The 16,323-nt window shown below is 70.8% G+C and carries 20 protein-coding genes; 17 read left to right on the top strand and 3 right to left on the bottom strand.

Going from position 1 to position 16,323, the window contains the following annotated elements; translation table 11 throughout:
• Positions 1-11: 11 nt before the first annotated feature.
• Positions 12-563, top strand: coding sequence for a cysteine hydrolase family protein (locus J7E88_RS22020; protein ID WP_215183675.1), 552 nt, complete (start codon positions 12-14; stop codon positions 561-563).
• Positions 560-1,474 carry a GlxA family transcriptional regulator gene (locus tag J7E88_RS22015; RefSeq protein WP_215183673.1) on the top strand — a complete coding sequence of 305 codons (915 nt, stop codon included), beginning with the start codon at positions 560-562 and terminating at the stop codon, positions 1,472-1,474. Before J7E88_RS22020 ends, J7E88_RS22015 begins: the two co-directional genes overlap by 4 nt.
• A 91-nt stretch (positions 1,475-1,565) precedes the next feature.
• Here J7E88_RS22015 and J7E88_RS22010 read toward each other — a convergent pair whose 3' ends face one another.
• From J7E88_RS22010 to J7E88_RS22000, 3 genes are all read right to left on the bottom strand, one after another.
• Positions 1,566-3,707, bottom strand: a complete 2,142-nt coding sequence (locus J7E88_RS22010) for a PIG-L family deacetylase (RefSeq protein WP_215183768.1) — start codon at positions 3,705-3,707, stop codon at positions 1,566-1,568.
• Positions 3,708-4,088: 381 nt separating this feature from the next.
• Positions 4,089-6,878, bottom strand: coding sequence for a poly(A) polymerase (locus tag J7E88_RS22005; protein ID WP_215183671.1), 2,790 nt, complete (start codon positions 6,876-6,878; stop codon positions 4,089-4,091).
• Positions 6,879-6,880: 2 nt separating this feature from the next.
• Positions 6,881-8,542 (bottom strand): RNA ligase family protein, encoded by a 1,662-nt coding sequence (locus tag J7E88_RS22000; protein ID WP_215183669.1) that lies wholly within the window; start codon positions 8,540-8,542, stop codon positions 6,881-6,883.
• Positions 8,543-9,501: 959 nt separating this feature from the next.
• Here J7E88_RS22000 and rpsJ point away from each other — a divergent pair.
• From rpsJ to J7E88_RS21925, 15 genes are all read left to right on the top strand, one after another.
• On the top strand, positions 9,502-9,810 hold the full coding sequence (gene rpsJ, locus J7E88_RS21995) for a 30S ribosomal protein S10 (RefSeq protein WP_003948644.1): 309 nt from the start codon (positions 9,502-9,504) through the stop codon (positions 9,808-9,810).
• Between the two features lie 14 nt (positions 9,811-9,824).
• Positions 9,825-10,469, top strand: a complete 645-nt coding sequence (rplC, locus tag J7E88_RS21990; RefSeq protein WP_005313592.1) for a 50S ribosomal protein L3 — start codon at positions 9,825-9,827, stop codon at positions 10,467-10,469.
• Between the two features lie 5 nt (positions 10,470-10,474).
• The gene (gene rplD, locus J7E88_RS21985; RefSeq protein WP_215183667.1) at positions 10,475-11,128 is read left to right on the top strand and encodes a 50S ribosomal protein L4; all 654 of its coding nucleotides are present in this window, start codon (positions 10,475-10,477) and stop codon (positions 11,126-11,128) included.
• The gene (gene rplW, locus J7E88_RS21980; RefSeq protein WP_215183665.1) at positions 11,128-11,451 is read left to right on the top strand and encodes a 50S ribosomal protein L23; all 324 of its coding nucleotides are present in this window, start codon (positions 11,128-11,130) and stop codon (positions 11,449-11,451) included. The genes rplD and rplW overlap by 1 nt, the downstream gene beginning before the upstream one ends.
• Before the next feature lie 39 nt (positions 11,452-11,490).
• Positions 11,491-12,327, top strand: a complete 837-nt coding sequence (gene rplB / locus J7E88_RS21975) for a 50S ribosomal protein L2 (RefSeq protein ID WP_177148618.1) — start codon at positions 11,491-11,493, stop codon at positions 12,325-12,327.
• A 12-nt stretch (positions 12,328-12,339) separates the two neighbouring features.
• On the top strand, positions 12,340-12,621 hold the full coding sequence (gene rpsS / locus J7E88_RS21970) for a 30S ribosomal protein S19 (protein ID WP_215183662.1): 282 nt from the start codon (positions 12,340-12,342) through the stop codon (positions 12,619-12,621).
• Between the two features lie 43 nt (positions 12,622-12,664).
• Positions 12,665-13,012 carry a 50S ribosomal protein L22 gene (rplV, locus tag J7E88_RS21965; protein ID WP_004571827.1) on the top strand — a complete coding sequence of 116 codons (348 nt, stop codon included), beginning with the start codon at positions 12,665-12,667 and terminating at the stop codon, positions 13,010-13,012.
• Entirely contained in the window at positions 13,012-13,839 is an 828-nt protein-coding gene (rpsC, locus tag J7E88_RS21960; RefSeq protein ID WP_215183660.1) for a 30S ribosomal protein S3, read from the top strand. Before rplV ends, rpsC begins: the two co-directional genes overlap by 1 nt.
• 5 nt (positions 13,840-13,844) lie before the next feature.
• Positions 13,845-14,264: a 50S ribosomal protein L16 gene (gene rplP, locus J7E88_RS21955; protein WP_017949658.1), complete on the top strand. Its 420-nt coding sequence runs from the start codon at positions 13,845-13,847 to the stop codon at positions 14,262-14,264.
• Complete coding sequence (gene rpmC, locus J7E88_RS21950; RefSeq protein ID WP_003974259.1) at positions 14,264-14,488, top strand: 50S ribosomal protein L29; 225 nt, start codon at positions 14,264-14,266, stop codon at positions 14,486-14,488. The genes rplP and rpmC overlap by 1 nt, the downstream gene beginning before the upstream one ends.
• Positions 14,488-14,772 carry a 30S ribosomal protein S17 gene (gene rpsQ, locus J7E88_RS21945; protein WP_005313575.1) on the top strand — a complete coding sequence of 95 codons (285 nt, stop codon included), beginning with the start codon at positions 14,488-14,490 and terminating at the stop codon, positions 14,770-14,772. Before rpmC ends, rpsQ begins: the two co-directional genes overlap by 1 nt.
• Positions 14,773-14,880: 108 nt before the next feature.
• Positions 14,881-15,249: a 50S ribosomal protein L14 gene (gene rplN / locus J7E88_RS21940; RefSeq protein ID WP_003956455.1), complete on the top strand. Its 369-nt coding sequence runs from the start codon at positions 14,881-14,883 to the stop codon at positions 15,247-15,249.
• A gap of 2 nt (positions 15,250-15,251) precedes the next feature.
• Positions 15,252-15,575, top strand: a complete 324-nt coding sequence (rplX, locus tag J7E88_RS21935; RefSeq protein ID WP_177148621.1) for a 50S ribosomal protein L24 — start codon at positions 15,252-15,254, stop codon at positions 15,573-15,575.
• Positions 15,575-16,132, top strand: coding sequence for a 50S ribosomal protein L5 (gene rplE / locus J7E88_RS21930; RefSeq protein WP_215183658.1), 558 nt, complete (start codon positions 15,575-15,577; stop codon positions 16,130-16,132). Before rplX ends, rplE begins: the two co-directional genes overlap by 1 nt.
• 5 nt (positions 16,133-16,137) lie before the next feature.
• Positions 16,138-16,323 carry a type Z 30S ribosomal protein S14 gene (locus J7E88_RS21925; RefSeq protein WP_003956452.1) on the top strand — a complete coding sequence of 62 codons (186 nt, stop codon included), beginning with the start codon at positions 16,138-16,140 and terminating at the stop codon, positions 16,321-16,323.

Genomic DNA, 16,323 nt, shown 5'->3' with positions numbered 1-16,323 from the left:
GAATGGGTGCCATGAGACGAGCGCTGATAGTCATCGATGTCCAGGAGTCCTTCCGGGCGCGCCCCCTGTGGGAGCAGATCGCCGACCCGGAGATCGCCGAGCCGGTCAACCGGCTGGTCGGGCTGGCCCGTTCGGCCGGAGACCTGGTGGTGTGGGTGCTGCACACCGAGCCCGGCAGCGGCGATGTGTTCGACCCGGAGCTCGGACACGTACGGCTCCTGGCGGAGCTCCGGCGTCCGGCGGCGGGCGAACCCGTGCTGCACAAGACGTCGCACAACGCCTTCACCACCACCGATCTGCAGCGGATCCTGACCGCCGAAGGCGTGGGCGAGCTGTGGGTGTGCGGCATCCGCACCGAACAGTGCGTGGAGACCACCACCCGGCTGGGCAGCGACCTCGGCTACCGGATGGTCTTCGTCAGCGACGCCACCACCACCAACCCGATCGGTGGACTCAGCGCCGAAGCGATCATCGAGCGGACCGAGGCGGTCCTGCGCGACCGGTTCGCCCGCATCGCCACCGTGGCCGAGCTGGAGGCGGAGTCGGGAGCGTCCGCGGCGTGAGCCAGGTCGTCTTCGTCCTTGTCCCCGGCGTCCATCTGCTCGACCTGGCCGGACCCGCCCAGGCCTTCGGCACCGCGGCGGACTTCGGGCATCCCTACCGGCTCGCCTATGTCGCCGAGCGGGAGCAGGTGCCCAGCGCCCAGGGCCTGCCGCTGGCGGCATCGACCCACTGGCCGGAGCTGGGACCGGACGACCTGATCGTGGTGCCGGGCTGGCGCGCGCCCGCACTGCGCGGCGGCCCGCTCCCCGGCCCGTCGGTGCTGGAACGACTGTGCGCCCACCATGCGGCCGGGGGCACCGTCGCCAGTGTCTGCGCCGGCGCCGAGGCCCTGGGTCTCGCCGGGCTGCTGGACGGGCGGCGGTGCACCACGCACCACCACCTCCAGGACGAACTGGCGGCGAGGCATCCGAGGGCGGTCGTCGTGCGGGACGTGCTGTTCACCACCGACGACCGGGTGGTGACCTCGGCCGGCATCGCCAGCGGCATCGACCTGGCGCTGCACCTGGTGGCCGGGCGGCACGGCCCGGCCGTCGCGGCCCGGGTCGCGCGCGAGATGGTCGTCTACGCCCGCCGCAACGGCAACGAGCCGCAGACCAGCGCCATGCTGCGGCACCGGTCCCATGTGGACGACACCGTCCACGAGGTCCAGGACCTCATCGACACCCGGTTCACCGAGGCGCTGCCGCTGGCGGATCTGGCGGCCTTCGCCGGCGTGAGCGGGCGCACCCTCACCCGGCTGTTCGCCCGCGCCACCGGGGGCCTGACGCCCCTGCGCTACCAGCAGGCGCTGCGGGTCGAACGGGCCGAGCACTTGGTCGGCCTCGGTGCGACCGTGGAGAGCGCGGCCCGGGAGGTGGGCTTCGAGGACGCGCGGATGCTGCGGCGGCTGAGGGCACGGTCGCCGATCTGATGGTGGCCCCGGATGCCGGGGGTCTCGCGTTCCCGCTTCGCTGTCGTGGGCCCGTCCGGCGACGACGGGTCCCAGGTTGTGGCGGGCGCCGTCAGCCGTCCGTTCCGGCGCTGGGCCACCAGGTCCACGGGTGGGCGTCCGCGCCCAGGCCCACGACGGCCGGGCCGTCGCCGCTCATGTGCAGGCTGGGCACGTCGATGCTCTGCACCCCGGCCGTACGGGTCAACAGGCGGCCGGCGAAACGGAGTTGGATCCGTCCGTGCAGGTCCCTGCCCAGGAGGGCGGCACCGGTCTTCCCGACCGCCGCGCGGACGGGCCCGTACCCCTCGAAGCGGATCGCCGGCAGCCGCTTGCCGTCGGGACGTACGCGGGTGAGCCCGGCCGCCGCCGTGCCGCGGGAGTCCGTCGGCGTGGCCCGCTCGTAGGACCGCTCCTGCCGGTACAGCAGTTGGAGGGACCCGTCGACATCCGCCAGCGCGGCCGGAACGTCCACGGCCGCCGGGAGCCGGCCCCCCGGATGCAGGGTCATGGGCTCGCCGGGCGCGTCCTGGGCCCAGTGGTGCACGGTGTCGTGCCCCGCGCCGAAGAGGTGGACGCGGCCCTCGGTGTCGACGACGGTGGTCAGGCCGTCCTGGATCTCGCCGCCGCCGAGGTCCTGCCAGCCGCTCCAGCCGCCGACCGCGTCCCGCACCCGGGTGCTGACGCCCTTGTCCGCGTTGCGCACGAACAGATGCACCCGGCCGTCCGGCGCGGTGACGGCCACCGGTACGCCGATGCGCCGGCCGCGGTCGTCGTCGCGCTCGGGATTGCCCAGCCCGCGCCAGGCGAGGAAGGGCCCGCCGGGGGAGCGCTGCTCCAGCAGCACGATCTCGCGGGCGTTGTCCCCGCCGTGCCCGCTGACCGCCGAGAACCGCAGCCCGAACAGCAGTTGCCTGCCGTCCTCGAGCGCGGCGGCGCCCAGGGCGGGGGCGAGCGGGCCGCCGCCGAGGTCGGCGGGCTCGCCCCAGCGACCGCTCCTGGGGTCGCTCTCGCGCCAGCGGACCGCCCGCAGCCCGAGCACCCCGTAGGCCGACAGCCGTCCGTCCGGTTCCTTCACGACGGCGGTGCGGGGGCCGGGGTAACGGTGGTGGGTGGAGCGGACCCAGCCCTTCTTGTTCTTCAGCGGGCGCTTGCCGCCGACGTTGTAGTCGCCGCAGCCGGCCGCGTTGCCGCAGTCCCAGTCGGGGTCACCGCCGTAGGGGACGAGGTGCGACGCCTTGCGGCCCAGCACGGCGGCGGGGAGGTTCTTCGGCCAGTGCCGGTTGTAGTACCCGCGGAAGGACGTCGCCACGAAGGCGGGCACCTCGCCGCCGTCCTGCGTCGCCTCGGCCACCCAGCGGACCATGGCCGCCCAGCTGAAGGAGGCCACCGCCGTGTGGTCGGCGTGGTCGGAGTAGCCGCGCTGCTCACTGTCCTTCTTGCGCGTCGCCTCGTCGCTGTGCTGGATGTCCGGATCCGGGTCGAGGGTCTGTACGACGGTCGGCCGGTAACGCTCCATCAGTCCGACGAGCACATCGACGAGTTGGTCGTAGTCGTACGAGTCGGCCTTGCGGACGGGGGAGTCGTCGGCCACGACGGTCGCAAGTCCGAGCGCCCGGTCGTGCCACAGGCTCGGCAGGCCCATACGGTCGCCCCGGGCGGTGTGCATGGCGAGATTGAGGAAGATCAGCTCGACCCGGCGGACGCCGTTCGCCAGGGTGTTGATCTCGGCCCGCCGGTCGCCGCGCAGGGTCGCGACGCCCTTCTGCCAGTCGGTGAACCTGTCGAGCCCGAGCAGCTCGGCGTACGCCTGGCGCAGTCCTTGGTGGCGGGCCGAGGAGTACGCGGTCTTGTCGGCAGGAACGTCCCAGTCACCCGGTATGTGGTTCTTCCCGTCGGCCTCGCCGGCGGTGACGTACACGCAGACCAGCGGCACTCCGGCGTCCAGCATCTGCTGCGTGTCCGGGTTCATGAAGTACAGGTCGTCGTCCGGGTGCGCGAGGATCTGCATCAGCTGCGCACGCCGGGAGCTGGCTATCGGAATGCCGGGCGCGGGATCGGCCACCGGGCCCGATCGCCGCGGGGCGGGTACGGAACAGCCGCCGAGCGCGCCGGTGCCGGCCAGGGCGGCGAGTGCGGTGAGGGCGGCGACGACACTGCGGCGGCGCGGCCTCGGTCGGGTGCCGGCCTTCCGGTCGTCCTCGCGCGCGGCCATGGGCAGCGCGCAGACAGCTCTGTCGTTCACTGGTGATGCTCCGTCCGCTTCCCCCCGCAGCGGACGGGCAGTGTGTGGCGCCCCCGACTGCGTACTGTGATCCCCCTGGTGCGGACGGGCTGGTCAGGGCCCTTCCGCGATCAGCAAGACGGCGGCGAGCGGTGTGGGGTTGCCTGGCGGCACGTGTGGCCTTGGCCGCCGGCCAGGGTGGGGTCAGGTGGTCTCGGCCGGGCGGCGGGTCAGGGCGTGTGGTCTTCCCACGGCGCGGCTGGGTGGGGGCATGTGGTCTTCCCCAGCCCGGCCAGGTGGGGGCATCGGGTCTTCCCGTGGCGCGGCCGCGTGGTCAGTGCAGGGTCGGTGCGTCCCCGCCGTCGGTGCGCGTCAGTGCAGGGTCGGTGCGTCCCCGCCGTCGGCGCGCGTCACCGTCACACCGGGGAGCCCCCGCAGCCACCGGTCCGCGATCCGGTCGATCACCGCCCGGTCCGGCGGGGTCGCGCCGAGCCCGATCGCCAGGCGCAGCGGGTCCGTGCCCCAGGCCCGGGGCCAGGCGTGGGCGTCGGGGGCCACCTCGGACAGCTCGGTGAGCAGCGCGCGCATCCGGCCCCGGACCCGTCCCTCGTCCGGGCCCGGGGGTACGGTCACGACCGCCCAGGCCGCGTGCCGCCGGTGCAGCGGCGGCGGGCGCAGCAGCAGTTCCGTGGAACCGGTCCCGAGCAACTCCCAGGCGTGGAACAGCTCCTGCGTGAGCAGGTCGCGCATGCCCGGCGTGACCTGATCGCTGCAGGGGCGCACGGGCTCGGACGGGGTCGTGATCGTGACCGGCAGGCCGGGCCCACCCGGCAGGGGCGTGCCCACTGGTTCGCGCCAGTCCCAGGCCGCCCACGTCGCGAAGAAGTGCCGCAGCAACTCGGCGGGCGGCAGATCGCCGGCCTCGCGGACGGTGCGGGCGGCCAGCACGGACCACGCCAGCCCCGGCAGTCCGCCGAACGGCGCCGAGTCGAGGCCCCGCGCCTTCGCCCACGCCTTGACCTCCCTGGCCAGCCGGGTGAACACCTCGCGGCGGTCGCCGACCAGTGCGAGGACCGCTTCCGCGTCGCTGACCGCGCTGAGCGCGATCGCCGCCGCCTCGCCCAGTTCGGTGCGGCGGTCGACGGCCCGGGCGGGGGCCGTCGTTCCGGTGGGCACCACGACCAGGTCCACGGTCAGCGCGCCGACGTTCATCCGCAGGCCGGGGACCCGCGCGCCGACCACCTCGCGCATACCGGACGCCTCGGGCAGGGCCGCCGCCGATCGGGCACGCACGTCCGCGAGCCGGACGTCGCCCGGCAGCGCGGCGACCAGGTCCAGATCCGCGCCGGGCAGCGCGCATCCCATGGCCCGGGAGCCGACGACGTGGACGACGCCGTCGGGGAGCGCGGCCGCGACGCGCTCTGCGATGCGCCCGGCGCGGGCGGCCTCGGCGGCGTCCACCGCCACTTCGCCCGCAAACACCTCCTCCGGCACCCAGCGCACCTCGCCCGTGCCCAGTGCCACCGTCGCCCGGACGCGCATCGGCTCGGTGCCGCGGCGCGAGAGCAGCGCCAGCTCGCCGACCCGCACCCGCACGGGGGCGAGCCGTTCGGCACACCGGGTGGCCAGGGCGTGGGGATCCGTGGTCCGGCCCAGGCTGAGGTGCGGGGTGAAGCCCTCGCGGCGGCCCCGGCAGGCCGGGAAGCGTCTGACCAGCGCATCCCGCAGCGCCGCCCACGGCTCCTCACCGCCTGCCGCCGGGTCCAGCCACACCGTGGCGTCCTCGCGGTGGCCGAACCACTGCACGCCGTCGAGCAGCGCGTCGAAGGGCGCGCTCTCCGCGGCGGCCGCCGCGATCAGCGGCGCCGCCCGCTCGAAGGCGTGCTCCGGAACGAAACCGAAGAGCAGATTGACGTGTGGCGGCCAGCGGTGGATCTGCGGGTCGTGGTCCCGGCGGATGTCCTGCAGCGGCGGCCACACCTCGTGCGGCGGGAGCCACGCCAGCGCCGTACGGGACGTCGGCCGCAGGTCCAGCATCTCCCCGGACTCGGCCCCGGCGAGACCCAACTCGACCCCCACTCCGTAGTGGTCGGAGATGTACAGGCCCTCGCCCGTGGGCGTGTCGCCGCAGAGCACGGCCTCCCGCACCCGCAGTCCCTCCGCGCGCAGCAGCACCCGGTCCAGCCGGGAGGCGCGCCCCGTCAGCGAGGAGACCGCGGCCAGCGGATTGACGCCGGGATCGAAGGTGGGGGTCGTGTCGTCCGGGCCGTGGACCTCGCTCCAGGCGTCGCGCATCCCGAGGGCCGTGCCCGGTGCGTCCGTGCCGTCGTTGAAGTCGCCCATCAGCACGACATCGCCGTCCAGCTGCGCCAGTCCCTCGGCGATCCGGGCCAGTTCGGCGTCGCGGCGCCCGGCGCCGTTCTCCGAGTGGTCGCTGCTCAGATGGGTCGCGGCCACCGTGAGCGGTTCCGCCCCCGGCTCCGTGCCCGTCTCCACGACCAGTGCGGTCACCGCCTTGTGCGAGCCGAGTTCGTGGTGACCGGCCTCCCGCACCGGCAGCCTGCTCAGCAGGAGCAGACCGCACTCGTCGACGTCCCGCGCCCCCGGATCGGTGCCGAGGGTGTACGCCTTACGCACCCACGGCTCGGCCAGCACCATCGTCAGCAGCCGGGGCTCGACCTCCTGGAGCGCGATGACGTCGGCGTCGGCGGCGCGGAGGGCGGCCATCAGCAGCGGCCTGCGCAGCGCGGTGTCGATGCGGTCGGCGTCGTAGCGGTCCCACAGGGTGTTCCACGTGAGCACGCGCAGCCGGCCCGCGGGCGCGGCGCCCCGGGGCGTGCGCGCGGGCACCCAGTCGGCGCCGTCCCACACGTGCGGCGTGCGGGCCGCGAAGAACGGGGCCCGCAGCCGACGAGCCTCGCGCACCCGCCCCGCGTCCGTGTCGTCGATCCGGTCGATGCCCGACGTCCGGTCCCAGACCACCTCGCCGTCGGCCTCGAAGAACAGGACCCGGTGCCAGGGGATGTCGCCGCCGGGCACGAACGCGGGCAGCGGCACCCGCTTGGGCGGCGCCCCGCGCTGGAGGACCCCGATCACGAAGCGGGCGGGGTCGAAGCGCGCGTCCCAGCGCACCCGGTGGTAGATCTCGTCGCTGGTGCGCACCTCTACGCCTCCTCCTCGACGGTCCCGCTCGCCCCGATGTACCAGGTGCGGTGCGCCTGGCCCGGGTACGGCGGGCCGAAGCGGTGCAGCTGGGCGGCGAGGACTTCACGCGGCACGGGGTGCTCGCGTTCGCCGTTGCGGCGGACGAGTTCGTCCTCGTCGACGAGGACCACGGCATGGGTGATCAGGGCGTCGCGGCGCCGGGCGACCGTATGCACCAGGGAACGCTGCTGCTGGTTGAGCGACGTCGCATCCCACACCACGGTGCCTCCCGCGGCCAGGGCGGTGTCCAGCCTGCCGAGCCCTGTGCGCAGGACCTCCTGGTTGGCCTTCTGGTCGGACCGCGCGCCGCGGGCCTCGCGCAGGTCGTCGAGGGAGACGTACGCGTCCACCCCGGGGAGCCCGCGTGCGAACGTGCTCTTGCCGCTGCCCGACGGCCCCACCATCTGGATCAGCTTGGGGAAGCCGCCCGTACGCCACCGCCAGGTCGCCGCGACGGCCTCCTCGGCCGAGCCGATCCGGCCGAGCGCGTACGCCTCGCGGGACTCGGCGAGGCAGCGTGCGGCCGCGTCGTCGTCCAGGCCGGCGAAGGCGTCCCGCAGCCCTTCGACAGGGCGCGCGTCCTCCGCGTGCAGCGCGGACCACTCCACCTGCTCGCGCGCCCCGGCGGTCGGGGCGGTCGCCCGTGCGACGGCGTGCAGGACGCCGAGATCGGCGGCGTACGCCATCCGCAGCAGACCGGTACGCCGGTCCGCGTCCGGGTAGGGCCGGTGCAGCGCCGGGTGGAGCCCGACGAGATCCCCGACGCGCCGGGCAAGTGGCATCCCGAGCAGCGGAGCCAGCTTCGGCGCGAGCCACGCCCGCCGCGTGCCGTGCAGCAGTGCGGCCAGTACGCCGGCGAGCCGGGCGTCGCCCGTCGCCCCGGCCGCCTCCAGCCTGCCCAGGGCGGCCGCGTCCCCGCCGGGCACCCCGACCGCGGCCGCGAGCGCCTCCGCGTCGGCGGACGCGCCGGAACGCACCGCCCACAAAGCGGCGTTCGGGCCGAGTCGGTTCTCCACGACGGCCGCGTGCATCCAGTGCGTACCGGTCTGCACATGACCGGGGCGCACCCACTTGGCCACGCGCTGCCCGAAGTCCTCGGCGGCGAATCCCTCGGCGGTCCGGACGACGTATCCCTCCTGCCGCGTCAGGTCGAGCCGCATCGTGCGCAGCGCCTTCTCGGCCCGCGCGTCGAACACGCCCCGCCACAGCACGCGCGGCACGGGGACGCCCAGATCGCGCAGGAACGGCACGGTCAGGTCCCAGTCGAGGCAACGGCCGTGGGCGTCCCATACGGAGAAGCCGTAGAAGTAGCTGTCCAGGTCGTCGTACGCGAGCGAGTGCCGGGCGAACATGTTCTCGCCGCACACCCGCCAGCCCGCGGGTATGGCGTGCCCGATCCGCCCGTGCAGCGCCTTGGCCCAGGCCCGGGACGGATGGTGCGCCGAGTCCAGGGACCGGGCGTGCAGGCCGTCGGCGTACAGCGTGGTGTTCTCGCCGTCGAGCTTCTCGGTGACGACGACCTCGCGCCCGCGCAGGCCGGACAGACCGGTGACCCGTACATCGTCCGCGGCAACGCCGGGCGACCAGGGCAGGTGCGGCGTGCGCGGATAGTGCGTACGCATGGTGATCGATCCCCCGTCATTGCCGACTGCACCGTCACTCTAGGTGTGCGGGGACGGGGCCTCCAGCGGATATCCGACGGGGCCGCGGCGGATGCCACCGGCCTTGCGAGGACGGCGTGAGCAGGCGCGAGGACCGGGTGAGGGCGGGCCGGGCCGGAGAAGCGGCGAGGGTCGTGATCGCTCTGGGGCGGTGATCGGTTCCCGGTTCGAGTCCGGCGTGGACGCCCCCGGCGGTCGCTGCCGCGTCTCGGCGTTCCGCGGGGAGGCGCAAACGCGTCCTCTGGCGGGCACGGTGGCCAGGGACCCGGTCGACCGCCTCGGCGGACCCTGACCGGGCGGCGCTTGCGGGTGATCGTGACGGGGATGGCCGCGGCCATAGGGGTGCGCAAGGGGACGACGCCGCGCCCGAGGGTGCTGGATCTGCCCGCCGCCCTGGCCGCACGTGCATGGCGGGCCTGCTCGCCGGGTTGCCGCTCGTGCTGGACCAAGGAGCCCCGCGTGAGCGCCTGTCGGAACCTGGCTGAGCGGAAGTGGAGGCCCTGGTGGAACCTGGTCTTCCGCGTGCCGCGGTTTGACAGTCAACCCCCTCGGGGTAATCTCTTCGGCTCGATTGGCCAGGGGGCCGGACCGTGTGGCAGACTGTCCGGGTTGCTCGGTTGAGTACCGATGCTGCGCGCCTCCCGCCGGGAGGACCGGAAGCGAGTCCCACAGTACTCGTCGACCCCATGCGGGTCGGACGTACGGGAATCTTCCGGGAAGTGTCAGCGGGGTACCGGCCAGGCGCTCGGCGGGAGCTCTTCCCCCGATACGCGGCCGCAGGCCGCACCCCCTTGGTTGGGAAATCCTTCGGGAGATCTGCGTAGAGGGAGTGCGACACGCCCGACCGCGTGGGTCGGAGAAGAGAGCAAGACCCACCGAGTACCAGAGCGTTTCACTAGACAAAGGACTACTGAGTAGCCATGGCGGGACAGAAGATCCGCATCCGGCTCAAGGCCTACGACCACGAGGTCATCGACTCCTCGGCGAAGAAGATCGTCGAGACGGTGACCCGCACTGGTGCGTCGGTCGCAGGCCCGGTGCCGCTGCCCACTGAGAAGAACGTGTACTGCGTCATCAAGTCGCCGCACAAGTACAAGGACTCGCGCGAGCACTTCGAGATGCGCACGCACAAGCGCCTGATCGACATCCTCGACCCGACGCCCAAGACCGTTGACTCGTTGATGCGCCTGGACCTTCCGGCCGGCGTCGACATCGAGATCAAGCTCTGAGAGGCGCGGAAGAGATGGCAAAGCAGATCAAGGGCGTCCTGGGCGAGAAGCTCGGCATGACCCAGGTCTGGGACGAGAACAACCGTGTCGTCCCGGTGACCGTCGTCAAGGCCGGGCCCTGTGTCGTTACCCAGGTCCGTACGAATGACATCGACGGCTACGAGTCGGTCCAGATCGCCTTCGGCGAGATCGACCCTCGCAAGGTGAACAAGCCCCTCAAGGGCCACTTCGCCAAGGCCGACGTGACCCCCCGCCGCCACCTGGTGGAGCTCCGCACCCCTGACGCCAGCGAGTACACGCTGGGCCAGGAGATCACTGCCGAGGTGTTCGAGTCCGGCGTCAAGGTCGACGTCACGGGCAAGAGCAAGGGCAAGGGCTTCGCCGGTGTCATGAAGCGTCACAACTTCAAGGGCCTCGGCGCCGGTCACGGCACCCAGCGCAAGCACCGCTCTCCCGGCTCCATCGGTGGCTGCGCCACCCCGGGCCGTGTGTTCAAGGGCCTCCGCATGGCGGGCCGCATGGGCAACGAGCGGGTCACCACCCAGAACCTGACCGTTCACGCCGTTGACGCGGAGAAGGGCCTGCTCCTCATCAAGGGCGCAGTTCCTGGTCCGAACGGCGGCCTGGTCCTGGTCCGCACTGCGGCCAAGGGGGCCTGAGGACTATGAGCACCATTGACATCCTGTCGCCCGCGGGCGACAAGTCCGGGACCGTTGAGCTCCCGGCCGAGATCTTCGACGCCAAGGTCAGCATCCCGCTGATCCACCAGGTCGTCGTCGCGCAGCTGGCCGCTGCCCGTCAGGGCACGCACAAGGTCAAGACGCGTGGCGAGGTCCGCGGTGGTGGCAAGAAGCCTTACCGCCAGAAGGGCACCGGCCGCGCGCGCCAGGGTTCGACCCGTGCGCCGCAGTTCGCCGGCGGTGGCGTCGTCCACGGCCCCGTGCCGCGTGACTACTCGCAGCGGACCCCGAAGAAGATGAAGGCCGCCGCCCTGCGCGGTGCCCTCTCGGACCGGGCGCGCCACTCCCGCATCCACGTCGTCTCCGGCGTGGTCGACGGTGGGGTCTCCACCAAGGCCGCGAAGTCCCTGTTCGGCAAGATCTCGGAGCGCAAGAACCTGCTCCTGATCGCCGAGCGCAGCGACGAGGCCGCGTGGCTGTCCGCCCGCAACCTGCCCCAGGTCCACATCCTGGAGCCGGGCCAGCTGAACACGTACGACGTGCTCGTCTCCGACGACGTGGTCTTCACCCAGGCCGCCTTCGAGTCCTTCGTGTCCGGCCCCAAGGCCGCCAACGACACCGAAGGGAGCGAGGCCTGATGTCCGAGGCCACTATCACCAGCAAGACCTACTCGGACCCGCGCGACATTCTTGTCAAGCCGGTTGTTTCCGAGAAGAGCTACGCGCTGCTGGACGAGAACAAGTACACGTTCATCGTCGACCCGCGTGCCAACAAGACCCAGATCAAGCAGGCCGTCGAGGCGGTCTTCTCGGTCAAGGTCACCGGGGTCAACACGATCAACCGCCAGGGCAAGCGCAAGCGCACCCGCACCGGTTTCGGCAAGCGCGCCAACACCAAGCGCGCCATCGTGACCCTTGCTGAGGGCGACCGTATCGACATCTTCGGCGGCCCGACCTCCTGACGGAGGTCGAGTCGTCCGATATCGGACGAGGACTGAGAAATGGGTATCCGCAAGTACAAGCCGACGACTCCGGGCCGTCGTGGCTCCAGCGTCGCCGACTTCGTCGAGATCACGCGGTCCACGCCGGAGAAGTCGCTGGTCCGCCCCCTGCACAGCAAGGGCGGCCGTAACAACACCGGTCGTGTGACCGTCCGTCACCAGGGCGGTGGCCACAAGCGCGCCTACCGCGTGATCGACTTCCGTCGTCACGACAAGGACGGCGTGCCGGCCAAGGTCGCTCACATCGAGTACGACCCGAACCGCACCGCGCGCATCGCGCTCCTGCACTACGCAGACGGCGAGAAGCGCTACATCATCGCGCCGCGAGGCCTGAACCAGGGCGACCGTGTCGAGAACGGCCCGGCCGCCGACATCAAGCCCGGCAACAACCTGGCGCTGCGCAACATCCCGGTCGGTACGACCATCCACGCCATCGAGCTGCGGCCCGGCGGCGGCGCGAAGTTCGCCCGCTCCGCGGGTGCCTCCGTGCAGCTGCTGGCGAAGGAGGGCCAGATGGCCCACCTCCGTATGCCGTCCGGCGAGATCCGCCTGGTCGACGTCCGCTGCCGCGCCACCATCGGCGAGGTCGGCAACGCCGAGCAGTCGAACATCAACTGGGGCAAGGCCGGCCGCAAGCGCTGGCTGGGCGTTCGCCCGACCGTTCGCGGTGTGGCGATGAACCCGGTTGACCACCCGCACGGTGGTGGTGAGGGCAAGACCTCCGGTGGTCGCCACCCGGTCTCCCCGTGGGGTCAGAAGGAGGGTCGTACTCGTTCTCCCAAGAAGGCGAGCAACAAGTACATCGTCCGCCGCCGCAAGACGAACAAGAAGCGCTAGGAGCGGGTTTAGATGCCGCGCAGTCTCAAGAAGGGGCCCTTCGTCGACGACCACCTGATCAAGAAGGTGGACGCACAGAACGAAGCCGGTTCCAAGAACGTCATCAAGACCTGGTCCCGTCGCTCGATGATCGTCCCGGCCATGCTGGGCCACACGATCGCGGTGCACAACGGCAAGACCCACGTCCCGGTGTTCGTCACCGAGTCCATGGTCGGCCACAAGCTCGGCGAGTTCTCGCCGACTCGCACCTTCCGCGGCCACGTCAAGGACGACCGGAAGTCGAAGCGCCGCTAAGCGCGGGGTGGAACGACTAATGACTTACACCGAAGGGACAACCATGGAAGCCAGGGCCCAGGCGCGGTACATCCGCGTCACGCCCATGAAGGCCCGCCGCGTGGTGGACCTCATCCGTGGCATGGATGCCACGGAGGCTCAGGCGGTCCTGCGTTTCGCCCCGCAGGCCGCGAGCGTGCCGGTCGGCAAGGTGCTGGACAGCGCCATTGCCAACGCCGCACACAACTACGACCACACCGACGCCTCTTCGCTGGTCATCAGCGAGGCGTACGTGGACGAGGGCCCGACCCTGAAGCGGTTCCGTCCGCGTGCTCAGGGCCGTGCCTACCGGATCCGTAAGCGGACCAGCCACATCACCGTGGTCGTCAGCAGCAAGGAAGGAACCCGGTAATGGGCCAGAAGGTTAACCCGCATGGGTTCCGGCTCGGCATCACCACGGACTTCAAGTCCCGCTGGTACGCCGACAAGCTGTACAAGGACTACGTCAAGGAAGACGTCGCCATTCGTCGCATGATGACGAAGGGCATGGAGCGGGCCGGTATCTCCAAGGTGGAGATCGAGCGCACCCGCGACCGCGTCCGCGTTGACATCCACACCGCCCGCCCGGGCATCGTCATCGGTCGCCGTGGCGCCGAGGCCGACCGTATCCGTGGCGAGCTCGAGAAGCTGACCGGCAAGCAGGTTCAGCTGAACATCCTCGAGGTCAAGAACCCCGAGGTGGACGCTCAGCTGGTGGCCCAGGCCGTCGCCGAGCAGCTGTCCTCCCGCGTCTCCTTCCGTCGGGCCATGCGTAAGAGCATGCAGAGCTCGATGAAGGCCGGCGCCAAGGGCATCAAGATCCAGTGCGGCGGCCGTCTCGGCGGCGCCGAGATGTCCCGCTCGGAGTTCTACCGCGAGGGCCGCGTGCCCCTGCACACGCTCCGCGCGAACGTCGACTACGGCTTCTTCGAGGCCAAGACGACCTTCGGCCGTATCGGTGTGAAGGTCTGGATCTACAAGGGCGACGTCAAGAACATCGCCGAGGTCCGCGCCGACAACGCCGCTGCCCGCGCCGGCAACCGCCCGGCCCGTGGCGGCGCTGACCGCCCGGCCCGTGGTGGCCGCGGTGGCGAGCGTGGCGGTCGCGGTCGCAAGCCGCAGCAGGCTGCTGCTGCCGAGGCCCCCAAGGCCGAGGCCGCTGCCGCCGCTCCGGCTGAGAGCACCGGAACGGAGGCCTGACCGAAATGCTGATCCCCCGTAGGGTCAAGCACCGCAAGCAGCACCACCCGAAGCGCAGCGGTATGTCCAAGGGTGGTACGCAGGTTGCGTTCGGCGAGTACGGCATCCAGGCCCTCACCCCGGCGTACGTGACCAACCGCCAGATCGAGGCGGCTCGTATCGCGATGACCCGCCACATCAAGCGTGGCGGCAAGGTCTGGATCAACATCTACCCGGACCGCCCGCTGACCAAGAAGCCCGCCGAGACCCGCATGGGTTCCGGTAAGGGTTCCCCTGAGTGGTGGGTCGCGAACGTCAAGCCCGGTCGGGTGATGTTCGAGCTGTCCTACCCGAACGAGAAGATTGCTCGTGAGGCGCTCACCCGCGCTGCTCACAAGCTTCCGATGAAGTGCCGCATCGTTCGGCGCGAGGCAGGTGAGGCGTGATGTCGGCCGGAACCAAGGCGTCCGAGCTGCGCGAGCTGGGCAACGAGGAGCTTCTTGCAAAGCTTCGCGAGGCCAAGGAAGAGCTGTTCAACCTCCGCTTCCAGGCGGCGACCGGCCAGCTCGAGAACCACGGCCGGCTGAAGGCCGTCCGCAAGGACATCGCCCGGATCTACACCCTGATGCGTGAGCGTGAGCTGGGCATCGAGACGGTGGAGAGCGCCTGATGAGCGAGAGCAATGTGACTGAAGACAAGACCGCCCGCGGTTTCCGCAAGACCCGTGAGGGTCTCGTCGTCAGCGACAAGATGGACAAGACCGTCGTCGTCGCCGTCGAGGACCGCGTGAAGCACGCGCTGTACGGCAAGGTCATCCGCCGTACCAACAAGCTCAAGGCGCACGACGAGCAGAACGCTGCCGGCGTCGGCGACCGCGTCCTCATCATGGAGACGCGTCCGCTGTCGGCGACCAAGCGCTGGCGCATCGTCGAGATCCTCGAGAAGGCCAAGTAATTGCTTGAAGGGGTAACCCTTCGAGTTCGTTCCGCCAGGCTCGGTGGGGGTCTCCCCTCGTAAGAGGAGAGCCCCCGCCGGGAACCGGCAGACAATCAGGAGATAGACGTGATCCAGCAGGAGTCGCGACTGCGTGTCGCCGACAACACTGGTGCCAAGGAGATCCTTTGCATCCGTGTTCTCGGTGGCTCCGGTCGCCGCTACGCGGGCATCGGTGACGTCATCGTCGCCACCGTCAAGGACGCGATCCCCGGTGGCAACGTGAAGAAGGGTGACGTCGTCAAGGCGGTCATCGTTCGCACCGTCAAGGAGCGCCGCCGTCAGGACGGCTCGTACATCCGCTTCGACGAGAACGCCGCCGTCATTCTGAAGAACGACGGCGACCCTCGCGGCACCCGTATCTTCGGCCCCGTGGGCCGTGAGCTGCGCGAGAAGAAGTTCATGAAGATCATCTCGCTCGCGCCGGAGGTGCTGTAAGCATGAAGATCAAGAAGGGCGACCTGGTACAGGTCATCACCGGTAAGGACAAGGGCAAGCAGGGCAAGGTCATTCAGGCCTTCCCCCGCGAGGACCGCGTCCTGGTCGAGGGTGTCAACCGGGTCAAGAAGCACACCAAGGCCGGCCAGACCGCTCGCGGTTCGCAGACCGGTGGCATCGTCACGACCGAGGCCCCCATCCACGTGAGCAATGTTCAGCTCGTCGTGGAGAAGGACGGCAACAAGGTCGTCACGCGCGTCGGTTACCGCTTCGACGAAGAGGGCAACAAGATCCGCGTTGCCAAGCGGACGGGTGAGGACATCTGATGGCTACCACCACCACTCCGCGTCTGAAGACGAAGTACCGCGAGGAGATCGCGGGCAAGCTGCGTGAGGAGTTCTCGTACGAGAACGTCATGCAGGTTCCCGGCCTCGTCAAGATCGTGGTCAACATGGGTGTGGGCGACGCCGCCCGCGACTCCAAGCTGATCGAGGGCGCCATCCGCGACCTCACCACGATCACCGGTCAGAAGCCGGCCGTCACCAAGGCCCGCAAGTCCATCGCGCAGTTCAAGCTGCGTGAGGGCCAGCCGATCGGCTGCCACGTCACGCTCCGTGGCGACCGCATGTGGGAGTTCCTGGACCGCACCCTGTCGCTCGCGCTCCCGCGCATCCGCGACTTCCGTGGTCTGTCCCCCAAGCAGTTCGACGGACGTGGCAACTACACCTTCGGTCTCACGGAGCAGGTCATGTTCCACGAGATCGACCAGGACAAGATCGACCGTGTCCGGGGTATGGACATCACCGTGGTCACCACGGCGACCAACGACGCTGAGGGCCGCGCGCTCCTTCGTCACCTCGGCTTCCCCTTCAAGGAGGCGTGAGCGAGATGGCGAAGAAGGCTCTTATTGCCAAGGCCGCCCGCAAGCCCAAGTTCGGTGTGCGCGCGTACACCCGCTGCCAGCGCTGCGGTCGTCCGCACTCCGTCTACCGCAAGTTCGGCCTGTGCCGCGTGTGCCTTCGTGAGATGGCTCACCGTGGCGAGCTGCCGGGCGTGACCAAGAGCTCCTGGTAG

The sequence above is a fragment of the Streptomyces sp. ISL-10 genome (genome assembly GCF_018614575.1).
In the GTDB taxonomy this organism is placed as follows: Bacteria; Actinomycetota; Actinomycetes; order Streptomycetales; family Streptomycetaceae; genus Streptomyces.
The sequence above is the reverse complement of the archived record's forward strand: the minus strand, read 5'-3'. Positions and strand labels throughout refer to the sequence as shown.

Excerpts from the sequence above, each read along its gene's own strand:
- J7E88_RS22020 (WP_215183675.1), top strand. The coding sequence starts at position 12 with ATGAGACGAGCGCTGATAGTCATCGATGTCCAGGAGTCCTTCCGGGCG.
- J7E88_RS22010 (WP_215183768.1), bottom strand. The coding sequence starts at position 3,707 with ATGGCCGCGCGCGAGGACGACCGGAAGGCCGGCACCCGACCGAGGCCG.
- J7E88_RS22000 (WP_215183669.1), bottom strand. The coding sequence starts at position 8,542 with ATGCGTACGCACTATCCGCGCACGCCGCACCTGCCCTGGTCGCCCGGC.
- rpsJ (WP_003948644.1), top strand. The coding sequence starts at position 9,502 with ATGGCGGGACAGAAGATCCGCATCCGGCTCAAGGCCTACGACCACGAG.
- rplC (WP_005313592.1), top strand. The coding sequence starts at position 9,825 with ATGGCAAAGCAGATCAAGGGCGTCCTGGGCGAGAAGCTCGGCATGACC.
- rplD (WP_215183667.1), top strand. The coding sequence starts at position 10,475 with ATGAGCACCATTGACATCCTGTCGCCCGCGGGCGACAAGTCCGGGACC.
- rplW (WP_215183665.1), top strand. The coding sequence starts at position 11,128 with ATGTCCGAGGCCACTATCACCAGCAAGACCTACTCGGACCCGCGCGAC.
- rplB (WP_177148618.1), top strand. The coding sequence starts at position 11,491 with ATGGGTATCCGCAAGTACAAGCCGACGACTCCGGGCCGTCGTGGCTCC.
- rpsS (WP_215183662.1), top strand. The coding sequence starts at position 12,340 with ATGCCGCGCAGTCTCAAGAAGGGGCCCTTCGTCGACGACCACCTGATC.
- rplV (WP_004571827.1), top strand. The coding sequence starts at position 12,665 with ATGGAAGCCAGGGCCCAGGCGCGGTACATCCGCGTCACGCCCATGAAG.
- rpsC (WP_215183660.1), top strand. The coding sequence starts at position 13,012 with ATGGGCCAGAAGGTTAACCCGCATGGGTTCCGGCTCGGCATCACCACG.
- rplP (WP_017949658.1), top strand. The coding sequence starts at position 13,845 with ATGCTGATCCCCCGTAGGGTCAAGCACCGCAAGCAGCACCACCCGAAG.
- rpmC (WP_003974259.1), top strand. The coding sequence starts at position 14,264 with ATGTCGGCCGGAACCAAGGCGTCCGAGCTGCGCGAGCTGGGCAACGAG.
- rpsQ (WP_005313575.1), top strand. The coding sequence starts at position 14,488 with ATGAGCGAGAGCAATGTGACTGAAGACAAGACCGCCCGCGGTTTCCGC.
- rplX (WP_177148621.1), top strand. The coding sequence starts at position 15,252 with ATGAAGATCAAGAAGGGCGACCTGGTACAGGTCATCACCGGTAAGGAC.
- rplE (WP_215183658.1), top strand. The coding sequence starts at position 15,575 with ATGGCTACCACCACCACTCCGCGTCTGAAGACGAAGTACCGCGAGGAG.
- J7E88_RS21925 (WP_003956452.1), top strand. The coding sequence starts at position 16,138 with ATGGCGAAGAAGGCTCTTATTGCCAAGGCCGCCCGCAAGCCCAAGTTC.